Origin of the sequence: Mesorhizobium sp. M0227, from assembly GCF_040321855.1 — a bacterium.
GTDB lineage: Bacteria > Pseudomonadota > Alphaproteobacteria > Rhizobiales > Rhizobiaceae > Mesorhizobium.
Map to the genome: position 1 here is coordinate 1 of NZ_JAMYSJ010000021.1, position 12668 is coordinate 12668.

Below are 12668 nucleotides of genomic sequence, written 5' to 3' on the forward strand. Positions count from 1 at the left end.
TCGACCTCAACCTCTGCAGACGATAAGTGACAAAACTGTTCGCGATGTCCTCGCACACCTGTTCGCGATGTCTCCGGTCCAAACAGGGGGGAGATCGGCAGCTTTGCTGGTAGCGCTTTTCCTGCGGTGTGGAGATTGGCGAAAGCAGGACGGACAGCCAATCTCCCCGCTTGCGGGGGAGATGTCCGGCAGGACAGAGGGGGGTGCTGTCCCACCGGCTTTGCCAATCGGCCGATCCCCGCCAAATCGCCCTACTTCGTCTCGCCAATCCTCTCCGCCTTGTCGAGATTGTCCTTGCCGATGACGATCGGCGTCAAAAGCACCAGCTTCTCCTGCGGCTCGGTCTTGTCCTTGGCAAAGGCCACCGCGATGCGCACCGCGGTGCGCGACTGCTCGCCGGGAAACTGCTCGACGGTGCCCGCAAGCTTGCCGTCGCGCACCGCGACCAGCGCTTCCGGCAGTGCATCGAAGCCGTAGATCTTGACGTCGGTGAAGTTGCGAGCGGCGCAGGCCTCCATGGCGCCGAGCGCCATGTCGTCATTGGCGCAGACGATGGCGTCGGGCTTGCCGTTGGCGGCAAGGCCGGCCTCAGTCACCGACAGCGCCTCGGCGCGGGCGAAGTTGGCGGTCTGCTCGAAGACGATCTGATACTTGTCCTTCAAGGGATCGAGCACATTGTGCACGCCCTTGTTGCGGTCGATCGCCGGGCCGGCACCGGGTTGGCCCTGCAGATGGAACAGCTTGGCGCCGTTCGGGAACGCCGCCACCACGGCGTTGGCTTCCGCCTCGCCGCCCTTCACATTGTCGGCGCCGACATGCGCGAGGATGCCCTCGACGCCGTCGACGCGGCGGTCGATCGTCACTACGGGAACACCGGCCTTGACCGCTTCCTCGATGGCCGGCGCCAGTGCGTTGACGTCGAGCGGCGAGATGACGATGGCGTTGACCTTCTGCACCAGGGCGGCCTCGATGTCGGCGGTCTGCTTGGTGGCCGAGTTCTGGCCGTCGCTTTCGGTCAGATTGACGCCTTGCGTGGCGGCTTCCGCCTTGATCTCGTTCAGCATGTGCACGAAGAACGGAAAGCCGAGACTGGGCACCGAGCCAAGGATGGTGAGCTTGTCCTGCGCAAACACCGAGGGCGCGGCAACCATCATGGCGCCGAAAGCCGCGGACGACAGCAGGAATTCACGTCTGTTCATGGGATCCTCCTCCACAAGGACGCACGCCCGAAAACCGGATCGGTTTCAGGAAGGATCATGCGTCGGTTCAAAGTGTGGAGCATCCTCCCTGCGCCCGAAAACGCATGCCGCTCCAGCTGGCCGCCGCTGTAAAAAGAGCCTCCCACCGACGCCTGCACAGGGATGCTAACCCAGCGCCAACCATTTGTGCAACCTCGATATAACAGCGCCGTCCGGCAAATTATCGGAATTGTCGGATTTTTGGATCGTGCGGCATGCTTCCCAGCACAGTAGACACGGCGCTTCGCCTCCTGCGGCCTATTTGGCGTTGACTGACTTCATATTCCTTGTTGAAAGGCCATCATTAAATGTGTATAAATACACATGAAAAGCGCCGACATTATCCGCCTGTTGGAAGCTGATGGGTGGGTTGAAGTTGCCCGAAGGGGCAGTCATGCGCAATTCAAACACCGCGACAGGCTAGGGCGGGTCACCGTCCCTCATCCCAAGCGCGATATTCCAATAGGCACCCTGCGCAGCATCGAAAAACAATCTGGACTGAAACTGAGGTGACGGCCATGAAGCAGTATATCGGACTTATCCATAAGGATGCCGACAGCGACTTCGGTGTGTCTTTCCCTGATTTCCCAGGCGTGATTACCGCCGGCAAGGATCTGGATGACGCCCGGTCCATGGCTGAAGAGGCCCTCGCCCTCCACATCGAAGGGTTGGTCGAGGATGGCGGGGCTGTTCCTGAACCCTCCAGTTTGGAGGCTGTGATGGCGGACGCCGATAATCGCGACGGTGTTGCAATCCTGGTCTCGGCCCAGACCCAGACCAGGAAAACAGTGCGTATCAACGTGACGCTTCCGGACGACATTCTCCAAAGGATCGATGCCTTTGCCGAAGCTCATGGCTATACCCGATCCGGGTTTCTCGCAAAGGCCGCTGAAAAAGTGATGGCGCTTGAAGCGGCGTGACCCGATGAAGCCGCAAATCATCTGCCATATGCTCGCATCACTCGACGGCAGCCTTCATCCAAGCCGCTACACGACAAGTCCGGACGGGACCCGGGCGGAGTGGTCGAGCCTCTACGAGCATATCCACAATGATCTCGCGGCTGACGCCTGGATCGTCGGCCGCGTCACCATGGCCGAGATGAGCAAGGCCGGCGCGCATCCGCCGGCCAATACCGGCAAGGTCGACCGGCCCTATCATTTCGCGCAAAGGGATGCGGGCAGTTATGCCGTGGCGCTCGATGCCTCGGGCAAGCTTCATTTTTCCAAACCCGACATCGGCGGCGACCATGTCGTGGTGCTGCTTGGGCGTGACGTTGCCGACAGCCATCTGGCCGAGCTCGCATCCGACGGCGTGTCCTATATCGTCGCGGAAACGGCGGATATGGATCTCGCCGCGATGGTCGAGGTGCTCGGACGCGAACTCGGCATCCGCCGGCTGCTGCTCGAGGGCGGTGCCGGCATCAACGGCTCGTTCCTTGCGGCCGGGCTCGTCGATGAACTGAGCCTTCTCGTCGCACCCGCGATCGATGGACGGGCCGCGAACCAGGCGTTCGTCGAGTTCGGCGAGAGTGGCCTGCCGGGCAAGATGCAGTTGTCCCTGAAGAGCTGCGAAGCGCTGGCGCATGGACTTGTCCATCTGCGTTACGCAGTTACTCCTGGATGAGGGCTGACCGCCTCGTACAGAAGGGCCGGCAATCTGACTGAAGATTACCGGCCCCTGTATCGTCAGCTTCAGCGCCGATGCTTCAGTCGATCAAGCAGCGTATCGCATGGCGTCGAGATCGGCGATCAGCGTCGGGCCGGTCGGATGCCAGCCAAGCCGTAGCTGGGTCAGCGCGCTGGAGGCCGGCAGATCCATCGGCGCGAACATCGCCATCCAGCCGAAATGCTCCGCCGCTCTTTCCGGCGCGATGGAAACGACCGGCAATTTCAGGCCCCGGCCAAGCGCCTCGGCGATGGCCCGCACCTCGACGCCTTCCTCGCCGACCGCGTGATAGCGCGCGCCCGGTTGCCGCTTTTCCACGGCCAGCCGGTAAAGCCGCGCGACGTCGAGGAGATGGCCCGCGGAGAAGCGGTTGCGGCCTTCGCCGACATAGGCCGAGACGCCTTTTTCACGCGCGATTTCGATGAGCGGCGAGATAAGCCCTTGCTTGACCGGATTGTGGACCTGCGGCAGCCGCACCACCGACACATTGATGCCGGCGTCCAGCAAGGCATTGCCGGCCAGCTCCGAGGCGATGCGCGGATTGGGATGGCCGGGATTGAAGACGTCCTCGATCGCCAGTTCGCCATGCCCGGGGCTGCCCATGCCGACGCCGGAGGTGATCACCAGCGGCCGGTCGGAGCCGGCCAGGGCGGCGCCGAGTGCGGCGATGACGCGCTTGTCCTTTTCGCAATTTTCGGCAAACCGCGAAAAATCGTGGTCGAACGCTGTGTGGATCACAGCCTCCGCCTTGGCCGCGCCGTCGCGCAGCCCCTCGGGATCCTCGAGCGTCCCCCGGAGCACTTCGGCGCCCGCGGCGGCCAGCGCCTCGGCGCCGGCGTCGGAGCGGGTCACGCCGACCACCTGGTGGCCCGCCTGGATGAGTTCGGGAACCAGCGCCGAACCGATGAAACCGGTCGCGCCGGTGAGAAAGATACGCATGCAAAATCTCCTGCACTAGTTGCCTGCGTAATATTGCTGGTCTATTATTCTATTAAAGTAGTGATCTTATCATGGTATAATGACTAACAGGATGCCCTCCAATTCCGCCGGCTCGCTGGCAGCGTTCCTCAAAGACCGGCGCACGCGGCTCGATCCGGCTTCCTTCGGCTTTTCGGGCCGCCGACGCACGCCGGGACTGCGCCGGGAAGAGGTCGCCCAGCGCGCCAACATAAGCCCGACCTGGTACACATGGCTGGAGCAGGGCCGCGGCGGCGCACCCTCGGCCGATGTCCTCAATCGCATCGCCAAGGGGCTGCTGCTGACCGAGGCGGAACGCGAACATCTTTTCATGCTCGGGCTGGGGCGCCCGCCCGTGGTCCGCTACAGAGGCGACGAGGGCGTCAGCCCCCGGCTGCAGCGCCTCATCGACACACTCGATGCCAGCCCCGCCATAGTCAGGACCGCCACCTGGGACGTCGTTGCCTGGAACCGCGCCGCGCGGGTCGTGCTGACCGACTACAGCGCCCTGCCCGAAGGCGAGCGCAACATCCTGCGTTTCATGTTCCTGCGCCCCGTCATCCGCGCCAAGCAGCACGATTGGAAAAACCTCGCCCGTTTCGTGGTCGCTTCGTTCCGTGCCGATGCGGCACGCGCCGGCGCTGTCTCCGAGGTGCGCGAACTCGTCGACGAGCTCTGCAGCGCCAGCCCGGAATTCGACGCGCTGTGGCGGGAAAACGACGTGCTCAGCCACGGCGACGGGACAAAGCGCCTGAAACACCCGGAACTCGGCGATATCGAGCTGGAATATTCGGGCTTCGCGGTCGACGGCCGGCCGGATTTGAGCCTGACCGTCTACAACCCGGTCGACAGCGCCGTCGCCGACCGCATCCGCGCGCTGGCTCTCGCCCGACACCCCAAAGAGTAAGGGCCGGACGACCCGTCCGCGGGGATGACGCCCGCCCTCCTTCAAGCGCGCTCGCAGACCGCCTTCAGGATTTGCAAGGTCGGACCCCAGTAGAGATTGGCGTGCGGACGGATCGCCGGTTCGGCGAAGTCGCTGAGCGTCAGCGTCAGCTTCGTCCCCCCATCCATCGGCGCCAGATCGAAGCTGACCACGGTGTGGTTTTCGGGCACGTCCGCCAGCCGCGAGGCCGACAGCGTGCTCCAGTAGCCGTACGCGAAGCTCTTTTCCGGCTCAAAAGCGCGGATGGTGCCATGGTTCTCGAACGGCATTCCGTGCAGCAGTCCGCGCATCACGATCGCGCCGCCGGCATGCCCTTGCAGGCTGACGGTCAACTCCTCGTCGGACATCCATTGCGGGATCATTTCTGGCGTCGTCAGTATCCGCCCAACCTTGGCCGGCTCGGCACCGATGACGACTGTCTTGGTGATCGGCGAGATGTCGGGAGACTCACTCATGCGAAGCAAGTTTATCGCGGATGCGGCGGCGACAATATCGCCGGTCCAAGAACCGCGGATGCCGCCACTGCCCCCTTGCTTTGCGCACGATTGCAGCAGCGCGTCTTGCGAAGCCATTGCAGCCCGTGGCATTTGTCGGCTCCACCAGCACAGACGGCAGCATGACACCACGGCAGACACGACAAAGCGGCAGGCAGGCGGCGCCCGGCGTCAGCCTGAACCGGGCGCTGTCGAAGCTCGGCCTGTGCTCTCGCACGCAGGCCGAGGTGCTGATCGCCGAAGGCCGCGTGCGTGTCGGCGGCAAGGTCGTGCGCGATGCAGCCCTGCGCGTCGACCTCGACCGCGACCGCATCGTTGTCGACGACAGGCCGGTGGTTGCCGAGCGCAAGGTCTATCTCGTCCTCAACAAGCCGCGCGGGCTGGTCACCACCCGCGACGACCCGCAACAACGCGACACCGTCTATGCCTGCCTGGAAGGGCTCGACCTGCCCTTCGTCTCCCCGGTCGGTCGCCTCGACAAGGCGAGCGAAGGCCTGCTGTTGATGACCAACGACACCCGGTTTGCCAACCGGCTGATGGATCCGGCCTCGCATTTGCCCAAGACCTATCACGTGCAGATCGGCATGGTGCCGGACGCAGCGATGCTGGACAAATTCCGCGCCGGCGTGACCGTTGATGGCGAGACCCTGAGCGCCAGTTCGATCGAATTTTTGCGCAGCGGCGGCCGCACCGCCTGGCTGGAGATCGTACTCGACGAAGGCCGTAACCGCCACATCCGTCGCCTGCTCGCCGCGCACGGCGTCGAGGTTCTGCGCCTCATCCGCATCGCTATCGGCCGCCTGCCGCTCGGCGACCTCGCCAAGGGTACGGCACGGCATTTGACGCCGGAGGAACTGGAGCTGCTGGCGGGGTGAGCCCCGCCTGCGCTGGTGCAGGCGCACAGCAATCCTTCCTGACGGAAAGCTGTCAGGAGGCCTGCCCTATAGGTCGGATGGGAGCCCGCCACGGCTTCAACGATCAGGAGCCAAAGCAATGAATTTCGTCTCTATCCGCATCATCACTTCGGACGTTCAGCGCCTCGTGCGCTTCTACGGCGAGATCACGGGCATGCCCGTGACGGTCTACACGGAAGACTTCGCGGAACTGGCGACACCGGCCTGCACGCTGGCGATTGGCAGCACGCGCACCTTGAAGCTGTTCGGCGGCGACATCGCCCGCCCCGCCGACAACCGCACCGTCATCCTTGAGTTCCGCGTCGGCGACGTCGATGCTGAATTCGCCAGGCTCTCGGACCTCGTCAGGAATGTTACTGTGCAGAAGCCAACCACAATGCCCTGGGGCAATCGCTCGCTGCTGTTTCGCGACCCCGATGGCAATCTGTTGAATTTCTTTACGCCGGTGACCGCCGAAGCGATCAAGAAATTCGACAGATAGGGCGGAAGCGGCGCCGCTGGCCAAAGCCGCCCTATTTCTGGTTCCATTTCCGGATGACCGGCTCGCTCAAATCATGCTCGTAGCCGAGCACGCTGATGCTGGCTGTTTCGAGCACGAGCAGCGCGCCGCCTTCGGGCGGCAGCCCGATCCAGCGCGCCGCCAGCACGCGCAAAAAATGCGCGCTGGAAAACACCAACATGTCGGCATTGGCCTTGCGTAACCCGTCAATGATCCTGTCGGCCCGCGCGCCCACATCGGCCGCCATCTCGCCCTTTGGACAACCATCGCGAAACACATTCCAGCCGGGGCGCTCGGCCAGGATCTGTTTTGTCGTCAGCCCCTCATAGGCGCCATAGTCCCACTCCTGCAGATCGTCTTTCTTGACGCTCTGCGCGCCGAAGCCGGCCAATACGCTGGTGTTGTAGGCGCGCTGCGACGGGCTCGACCATACGGCCGAAAAGGACAGGCCCTTGAGCCTATCCGCGACGCCCCGCGCGGCGGCCTCGCCAACCGGGGTCAACGGCATGTCGGTGCGGCCGGTATGCTGCCCCGAAAGGCTCCATGCCGTCTCGCCATGCCGGACCAGATGGATTTGGGGATACACGCTGCTCATGAGATGCCTTTCGATGTGGTCCGGCACCTTAAGCGACGATGCGGCAAAGGGGAATCCGCTTGGTACAAAACTGCGTGGTCGCCTGGCCTTGATCCGCGGCGGGCCGGCCCTGTGATCATCCTGGTGCCGCAACTATATCAAGGCCAGCCTCTACAAGGCTCCCGCCACCACAAGGGCACGGGCCCTTGCACAACAAGTCGAGATCATCATGTACAAACATCTGCTCATCGCCACGGACGGATCGGAACTGGCCGACAAGGGCGTTGCCCACGGCCTGACATTGGCCAAGGACCTCGGCGCCTCCGTCACCTTCGTTACCGTCTCGGAACCATTCCCGATCTTCGCCTGGGGCGGCGCCATGGCCGGCTATGCCGCCGGCGATGAGCTCGTCGCCTACAAGGAAGAGGCAGGCCGCTATGCCAAGGAAGTGCTCGCCAAATGCAAGGCGTCGGCGGACGCCGTTGGCGTGGCCGCGGAGGTGGTCCATGTCGAGGACAAGCGGCCCGCCGAAGCCATCCTGGAACTTTCGCAGGCCCTGCGCTGCGACCTGATCGTCATGGCCTCGCACGGCCGTCGCGGACTGGGCAAGCTGCTTCTCGGCAGCCAGACGGCGGAAGTGCTGTCCTACACGGAGATTGCGGTGCTGGTGGTGCGGTAACAGATTTGGCCCAGCGCGCTCCTCACATGCCCGTGAGGCTAAAGCGACAGGATTTATATTGTACGGATTCAATCCGTACCATATAATAGCAGACAAAGGAGATAGCCATGCCTCGCAACGTCGGTGATAACGGTCGAATCGATTTCCGGATTCCGCCCGAAGCGAAAGCCGTGATCGCACGTGCGGCCGCCTTGTCGAATGTCGGCCTGACCGAGTTCGTTACGCGCTCCGCACTGCGTGACGCCCAGGCTGCGATCGAACGCGCCGAACATCTTGCGCTGTCAGAACGGGACAGTCTGCGCGTCCTCGACCTGCTTGAAAACCCGCCCTCCCCGACCAACCGCCTTATCCGCGCCGCCAAAGCCGGCCAGACTCTCGCGTGAACTCCGTCACATGGCAAGAAGTGCCGATCGGGAGACAACATAACCGTGCCGCCTTCGACTGTGGCGACGCGGACCTCAACATCTATTTGCAGCGCTTTGCGCGTCAAAGTCATCAAAGCGGTGGCGCAAAAACTTTCGTCGCCGTGACGGCGCAAGATCCTTTGCGCATCCTCGGCTTCTACTCTCTCAGCCCGGCTTCGATCGACTTTGCCAGGACCCCGGCAGTCGCCAAACGCGGCCTTGGCCGCTATGACGTGCCGGTCTACCGTCTGGGTCGGCTCGCCGTAGACCGTACGATACAAGGCCGCGGCCTTGGCGGCGGTTTGCTGCTCGCCGCCGGGAAGCGCTGTATGGCAGTCGCGGAGGAGCTCGGCGGCGTTGCCTTGCTAATCGATGCCAAAGGTGACCAGGCTGCCCACTGGTATGAAGGTTACGGTGCGATCCGTCTGGATGACGCGCCGCTGTCCCTGGTCCTGCCTTTCGCCGCGATCGCCAAGGCGATAGCTGCATTCTGAACGCCTGCCGCAAGCTACAGAATACCGTCCTCCACAAGATAGACACCCAGCGCCAGCAATCCGACGAAGAACACTTTCCGGAAGGTCTCGATGCTCATCCTCCGGCGCAATGCCTGGCCGGCGAACATGCCGGCCAGCGCCGGCGCAAGGGCTGCGACCGATCCCGCCAGTTGCGCGCTCGGCGACGCCAGGGCACCGGTCCTGAACAGCCCGATGGCGAGCGCCGCCGTCGACACGGTGAAGGATAGGCCGAGCGCCTGGATCAGGTCTTCTTTCTCCAGCCGCAGCGATTGCAGATAGGGCACTGCCGGGATGACGAAGACGCCGGTGGCGCCGGTGACCAGTCCGGTCGCCACCCCGACCAGCGGTGACATCAAGGCCTCATGGCGCCGTCGTGGTGAAGCCGGCCTTGGCGAGGCCGAGGATCGCATAAAGCACCAGTGCCGCGCCCAGCCCGGCAGAAGCCGCGCCCGTATGCGTGCCGGTCAGCAGACCGGCGCCGGCAACCGTGCCGAGCATCACGCCGGCCATCATCGTCCACAGCCGCTTGCACAGGCCGCCGAAGGACGGGCCGGTCAGCAATTGCCAGAGATTGGTGACCAGCGACGGGATCAGCAGCAGCGCCGCGGCCTGCGCTGGCGGCATCGTCACCGCCAGCAGGCCCATCGCAACGGTAGGCAGCCCCATGCCGACGACGCCCTTGACGAAGCCGGCGGCGAGGAAGACGGCGCCGATCCAGGCGAGGACGCCGGCGCTCAGCATGATCGTATCTTCAGGGCCGGATCAGTCATGCAGCAGCATATCGGTTGCGTCGGCATCCGGGCTGGCGGCCTTTGCCGGCGCCGCCTCGCGGCTGGTGGATACGACGGTCGCCGCGCATCCCCGCGGGCCTGATCCCGCTGGCGCCATGGCAAGGCCAGCCACGGCAATGGCCAACACGATCGCCGTGCTTTCAAGAATGCCGAGCCGGCCTGATGTTCGTTCGTTCATCACAATTCTCCTTCGAAACTGTTTGACGAAGATCCCGGCTGATCACAATGTGGAAGTTGCGCTTCCAGCCTTCGGCCAAGACGAAGGCTGGCAGGGCCGACCGCCTTCCCGGGCGCTGAGTATTCGCAGGAGCAAAAGAATGCGCTTCGATCTGGTCGATCTCCGCCTGTTCCTGCTGGTGGCCGAACGCGGCAGCATCACCCATGGCGCCGAGCTTGCCGGACTGGCGCTGGCCTCGGCCAGCGCCCGCATCAAGGGCATGGAGGAGCGGCTCGGCGCGCCGCTGCTGGAGCGCCGCCGCCGTGGTGTGGTGCCAACGCCGGCGGGACAGGCGCTGCTGCATCATGCGCGCGCCGTGCAGAACCAGATCGAGGCCATGACCGGCGATCTGGCCGCCTATGCCACGGGCTTGCGCGCCCGCGTCCGGCTGCTGGCCAACACCGCCGCTACAGCCGAGTTGCTGCGCGACATCCTGCCGGCTTTCCTTGTCGCACATCCCCAGATCGACATCGATCTCGACGAGCGCCCCAGCCATGAGATCGCGCAAGCCGTGGCCAATGGTGCGGCCGATCTCGGCATCGCCGCAACCTGGGCCGGCCTGTCGCATCTCGAACAGAAACCGTTCTTCACCGACCGGCTGGTGGTGATCGCCGCGCGGAACCGGCCCGGCCTTGAAGGCCGCACCGTCAACCTCACTGAGGTTCTCGGCGAATCTTTCGTCGGCCTCAGCACCGGCCATGCGCTGCAGGAGCACATCACGCGCCAGGCGGCCCGCCTTGGCGGCCATCTGCATGTCCGCATCCGCGTGCCCGGCCTCGACAATGTCTGCCGGCTGGTCGCGCAAGGCGCCGGCATCGCCATCGTGCCGGAAAGTGCGGCGGGTCGTTCCGTGCGCACACTGCGGCTGACCGACGACTGGGCGACGCGCCAGCTCAACCTCTGCGCCCGCCGCTTCGAAGAGCTGACGCCACAGGCAAAACTGTTGGCGGCAGCGCTGGTCTGAGCCCTGACAGCGACCACCTATCCCCAGTAGCGCTGAATCATTGCCTTGCTTTTCCAATATCCGTGACGTAGCTTGTTTGCACATTGGCAAAAAAATCGCCAAAGTTTTTTCCTTTTGTGAAAGACGGGGACTTTGCGAGAACATCTCGATCTGACCGATCGGCGGCTGGTCAAACAGCTGTCGCAGGATGCACAGCCGGGCATCAACCGCATCGCGGAGATATTGGCGATTTCGGTGCCGACGGTGCGCACGCGGTTGCGCAACCTGCTCGACCGCAACCTGCTCAAGATCGTCGGCCTGCTGAATCTGACCGAGCGCCCCGAGCTGATCTCGGCCATTGTCGGCATCAATGCCCAAGGGCGCGGCCGGGCTCGCGAACTGGCGCAGCGCATTGCCGAACTGCCCTTCGTCAACTCGGCCTCGGTGGTCACCGGGCGCTTCGACATCATCGTCGACGTGACGGTGGCCGGCGACGTCGCCGACCTCTACCGCGTCACCAGCGAGTTGATCCCCGGCGCCGGCGAGCCCGGCGAAGTCGTGCGCAGCGAGACCTTCGTGGTCATGGCGTCCTGCAACAAATGGGTCAGCCTGCCGGAAGGCTGCTGGTCGGACGACCGCAAGGAGCCGGCATGAAGATCGCGGTACTCGGCGGCCTCGGCCTGCAAGGCCGGGCGGCAATCGCCGACCTTGTTGCCAGCGACGGCGTCGAGGAAATCGTCTGCGTCGACACGGCAGCGGATGGCCCGGCCCGGCTTGCCGACCTGACCGATCTTGCCCGTGTGCGCTTCGTCGTGCCTGAAGGCGCGATCGGCCCGGCGCTGGCCAATGTGCTTGATGATGTCGACGCCGTCATCGACCTGTTGCCGCAGCCATTGATGCGCGAGGCGGTGCAGGCCGCGATCGCCACGCGCACGCCGCTGGTCACCACCAACTACGCCAAGTCGATCGCCGATCTGGCGCCGGCCGCCGAACAAGCCGGCGTCTCGATCATGACCGAATGCGGGCTCGACCCCGGCATCGACCTCGTACTCTACGCTCGCGCCGCCAGGCAGTTCTCTTCGATCACCGCGATCGATTCCTATTGCGGCGGCATCCCCGAGCCGAAGGCGATGGCCAAGCCGCTGTGCTACAAGGTGAGCTGGAATTTCGACATGGTCCTGGTCAGCCAGAACCGCGACAGCGTCATGATCGAGGGCGGAAAGCGCGTCGCGGTGCCGGCCGGCCAGCAGCACGAAAACCCTTTCATCCATGAGATCGAGGTCGCGGGCCTGGGCAGGCTGGAAGCGTTCCCAAATGGCGATGCGCTGCATTATGTCGAGATGCTGGAGGCAGCCAAGGGTCTGCGCCGTTCCGGCCGCTACACGCTGCGCTGGCCGGGATGGTCGGCCTTCTGGACGCCGCTAAAGGAGCTCGGTTTCCTCTCTGAGGACAAGGTGCCCGGCACCTCCAACAGCCCGCGCGAATTCCTCGGCCGGCTGCTCGGCCCGCAACTGCAATATGGTCCCGGCGAGAAGGACCTGTGCGTGATGCGCAATGTCTTTTCCGGCCTCGAAGGCGGCCGCGCCAAGACGGTGACGTCGGACCTGATCATCGAGCGGGACCTGGCTTCGGGCCTGTTCGGCATGAGCCTCGGCGTCGGCTATCCCGCCAGCATCGTGGCGCAGATGCTGGCGCGTGGCGAGATCACCAAACCCGGCCTGCTCAACCCGCTGCTGGACGTGCCCGACGAACCCTTCTTCGACGAGCTTGCCAGACGCGGCATCAAGGTCACCGAGACGGTGGCCTGGGACTGAGGATTTTCGAACGGTGGC

General features: G+C 64.2%; 17 protein-coding genes and 1 pseudogene. 12 read left to right on the top strand and 6 right to left on the bottom strand.

Annotated elements, in window-relative coordinates:
- Positions 1-251: 251 nt before the first annotated feature.
- Positions 252-1199 carry a substrate-binding domain-containing protein gene (locus NKJ00_RS23595; protein ID WP_128305608.1) on the bottom strand — a complete coding sequence of 316 codons (948 nt, stop codon included), beginning with the start codon at positions 1197-1199 and terminating at the stop codon, positions 252-254.
- Positions 1200-1562: 363 nt separating this feature from the next.
- Here NKJ00_RS23595 and NKJ00_RS23600 point away from each other — a divergent pair, with 363 nt between their 5' ends.
- The 3 genes from NKJ00_RS23600 to NKJ00_RS23610 are packed head-to-tail and all read left to right on the top strand — an operon-like array spanning position 1563 to position 2861.
- Positions 1563-1751 carry a type II toxin-antitoxin system HicA family toxin gene (locus NKJ00_RS23600; protein WP_127326556.1) on the top strand — a complete coding sequence of 63 codons (189 nt, stop codon included), beginning with the start codon at positions 1563-1565 and terminating at the stop codon, positions 1749-1751.
- Positions 1752-1756: 5 nt separating this feature from the next.
- Positions 1757-2158 carry a type II toxin-antitoxin system HicB family antitoxin gene (locus tag NKJ00_RS23605; RefSeq protein ID WP_128305606.1) on the top strand — a complete coding sequence of 134 codons (402 nt, stop codon included), beginning with the start codon at positions 1757-1759 and terminating at the stop codon, positions 2156-2158.
- 4 nt (positions 2159-2162) lie between these two features.
- A complete protein-coding gene (locus NKJ00_RS23610; protein WP_352443114.1) occupies positions 2163-2861 on the top strand; it encodes a RibD family protein in 699 nt (232 codons plus the stop codon).
- A 90-nt stretch (positions 2862-2951) separates the two neighbouring features.
- Here the strand turns inward: NKJ00_RS23610 and NKJ00_RS23615 are convergent, their stop codons facing one another.
- On the bottom strand, positions 2952-3842 hold the full coding sequence (locus NKJ00_RS23615; RefSeq protein ID WP_352443115.1) for an SDR family oxidoreductase: 891 nt from the start codon (positions 3840-3842) through the stop codon (positions 2952-2954).
- A 91-nt stretch (positions 3843-3933) separates the two neighbouring features.
- On the opposite strand from NKJ00_RS23615, the gene NKJ00_RS23620 reads away from it, so the two are divergent.
- A complete protein-coding gene (locus tag NKJ00_RS23620; RefSeq protein ID WP_352443116.1) occupies positions 3934-4767 on the top strand; it encodes a helix-turn-helix transcriptional regulator in 834 nt (277 codons plus the stop codon).
- 41 nt (positions 4768-4808) lie between these two features.
- On the opposite strand, the gene NKJ00_RS23625 is transcribed toward NKJ00_RS23620, so the two are convergent.
- Entirely contained in the window at positions 4809-5261 is a 453-nt protein-coding gene (locus NKJ00_RS23625; protein WP_352443117.1) for an SRPBCC family protein, read from the bottom strand.
- Positions 5262-5422: 161 nt separating this feature from the next.
- Between NKJ00_RS23625 and NKJ00_RS23630 the strand changes: the two genes are divergently transcribed.
- Both NKJ00_RS23630 and NKJ00_RS23635 read left to right on the top strand, forming a co-directional pair.
- A complete protein-coding gene (locus tag NKJ00_RS23630) occupies positions 5423-6175 on the top strand; it encodes a pseudouridine synthase (RefSeq protein ID WP_352443118.1) in 753 nt (250 codons plus the stop codon).
- 118 nt (positions 6176-6293) lie between these two features.
- Positions 6294-6695: a VOC family protein gene (locus NKJ00_RS23635; RefSeq protein ID WP_352443119.1), complete on the top strand. Its 402-nt coding sequence runs from the start codon at positions 6294-6296 to the stop codon at positions 6693-6695.
- Positions 6696-6726: 31 nt separating this feature from the next.
- Here the strand turns inward: NKJ00_RS23635 and NKJ00_RS23640 are convergent, their stop codons facing one another.
- Entirely contained in the window at positions 6727-7308 is a 582-nt protein-coding gene (locus NKJ00_RS23640; RefSeq protein WP_352443120.1) for a histidine phosphatase family protein, read from the bottom strand.
- Between the two features lie 208 nt (positions 7309-7516).
- Between NKJ00_RS23640 and NKJ00_RS23645 the strand changes: the two genes are divergently transcribed.
- From NKJ00_RS23645 to NKJ00_RS23655, 3 genes are all read left to right on the top strand, one after another.
- On the top strand, positions 7517-7966 hold the full coding sequence (locus NKJ00_RS23645) for a universal stress protein (RefSeq protein WP_023813270.1): 450 nt from the start codon (positions 7517-7519) through the stop codon (positions 7964-7966).
- A gap of 107 nt (positions 7967-8073) precedes the next feature.
- Positions 8074-8349, top strand: coding sequence for a type II toxin-antitoxin system TacA family antitoxin (locus NKJ00_RS23650; RefSeq protein ID WP_023813269.1), 276 nt, complete (start codon positions 8074-8076; stop codon positions 8347-8349).
- Complete coding sequence (locus NKJ00_RS23655; RefSeq protein WP_023813268.1) at positions 8346-8864, top strand: acetyltransferase; 519 nt, start codon at positions 8346-8348, stop codon at positions 8862-8864. Before NKJ00_RS23650 ends, NKJ00_RS23655 begins: the two co-directional genes overlap by 4 nt.
- Before the next feature lie 14 nt (positions 8865-8878).
- Here NKJ00_RS23655 and NKJ00_RS23660 read toward each other — a convergent pair.
- Both NKJ00_RS23660 and NKJ00_RS23665 read right to left on the bottom strand, forming a co-directional pair.
- Positions 8879-9626 (bottom strand): annotated as a pseudogene (locus NKJ00_RS23660) (sulfite exporter TauE/SafE family protein).
- Positions 9627-9647: 21 nt separating this feature from the next.
- The gene (locus tag NKJ00_RS23665; protein WP_352631494.1) at positions 9648-9854 is read right to left on the bottom strand and encodes a hypothetical protein; all 207 of its coding nucleotides are present in this window, start codon (positions 9852-9854) and stop codon (positions 9648-9650) included.
- Between the two features lie 139 nt (positions 9855-9993).
- On the opposite strand from NKJ00_RS23665, the gene NKJ00_RS23670 reads away from it, so the two are divergent.
- The 3 genes from NKJ00_RS23670 (at position 9994) to NKJ00_RS23680 (ending at position 12650) form a co-directional block, all read left to right on the top strand.
- On the top strand, positions 9994-10857 hold the full coding sequence (locus NKJ00_RS23670) for a LysR substrate-binding domain-containing protein (protein ID WP_352551420.1): 864 nt from the start codon (positions 9994-9996) through the stop codon (positions 10855-10857).
- Positions 10858-10989: 132 nt separating this feature from the next.
- Positions 10990-11490 (top strand): Lrp/AsnC family transcriptional regulator, encoded by a 501-nt coding sequence (locus NKJ00_RS23675; RefSeq protein ID WP_023813263.1) that lies wholly within the window; start codon positions 10990-10992, stop codon positions 11488-11490.
- Positions 11487-12650: a saccharopine dehydrogenase family protein gene (locus NKJ00_RS23680; RefSeq protein ID WP_352631496.1), complete on the top strand. Its 1164-nt coding sequence runs from the start codon at positions 11487-11489 to the stop codon at positions 12648-12650. Before NKJ00_RS23675 ends, NKJ00_RS23680 begins: the two co-directional genes overlap by 4 nt.
- The last annotated feature ends 18 nt before the right edge of the window (positions 12651-12668 follow it).

Excerpts from the sequence above, each read along its gene's own strand:
- NKJ00_RS23665 (WP_352631494.1), bottom strand. The coding sequence starts at position 9,854 with ATGAACGAACGAACATCAGGCCGGCTCGGCATTCTTGAAAGCACGGCG.
- NKJ00_RS23630 (WP_352443118.1), top strand. The coding sequence starts at position 5,423 with ATGACACCACGGCAGACACGACAAAGCGGCAGGCAGGCGGCGCCCGGC.
- NKJ00_RS23615 (WP_352443115.1), bottom strand. The coding sequence starts at position 3,842 with ATGCGTATCTTTCTCACCGGCGCGACCGGTTTCATCGGTTCGGCGCTG.
- NKJ00_RS23680 (WP_352631496.1), top strand. The coding sequence starts at position 11,487 with ATGAAGATCGCGGTACTCGGCGGCCTCGGCCTGCAAGGCCGGGCGGCA.
- NKJ00_RS23645 (WP_023813270.1), top strand. The coding sequence starts at position 7,517 with ATGTACAAACATCTGCTCATCGCCACGGACGGATCGGAACTGGCCGAC.
- NKJ00_RS23640 (WP_352443120.1), bottom strand. The coding sequence starts at position 7,308 with ATGAGCAGCGTGTATCCCCAAATCCATCTGGTCCGGCATGGCGAGACG.
- NKJ00_RS23610 (WP_352443114.1), top strand. The coding sequence starts at position 2,163 with ATGAAGCCGCAAATCATCTGCCATATGCTCGCATCACTCGACGGCAGC.
- NKJ00_RS23625 (WP_352443117.1), bottom strand. The coding sequence starts at position 5,261 with ATGAGTGAGTCTCCCGACATCTCGCCGATCACCAAGACAGTCGTCATC.
- NKJ00_RS23670 (WP_352551420.1), top strand. The coding sequence starts at position 9,994 with ATGCGCTTCGATCTGGTCGATCTCCGCCTGTTCCTGCTGGTGGCCGAA.
- NKJ00_RS23650 (WP_023813269.1), top strand. The coding sequence starts at position 8,074 with ATGCCTCGCAACGTCGGTGATAACGGTCGAATCGATTTCCGGATTCCG.
- NKJ00_RS23620 (WP_352443116.1), top strand. The coding sequence starts at position 3,934 with ATGCCCTCCAATTCCGCCGGCTCGCTGGCAGCGTTCCTCAAAGACCGG.
- NKJ00_RS23605 (WP_128305606.1), top strand. The coding sequence starts at position 1,757 with ATGAAGCAGTATATCGGACTTATCCATAAGGATGCCGACAGCGACTTC.
- NKJ00_RS23595 (WP_128305608.1), bottom strand. The coding sequence starts at position 1,199 with ATGAACAGACGTGAATTCCTGCTGTCGTCCGCGGCTTTCGGCGCCATG.
- NKJ00_RS23635 (WP_352443119.1), top strand. The coding sequence starts at position 6,294 with ATGAATTTCGTCTCTATCCGCATCATCACTTCGGACGTTCAGCGCCTC.
- NKJ00_RS23600 (WP_127326556.1), top strand. The coding sequence starts at position 1,563 with ATGAAAAGCGCCGACATTATCCGCCTGTTGGAAGCTGATGGGTGGGTT.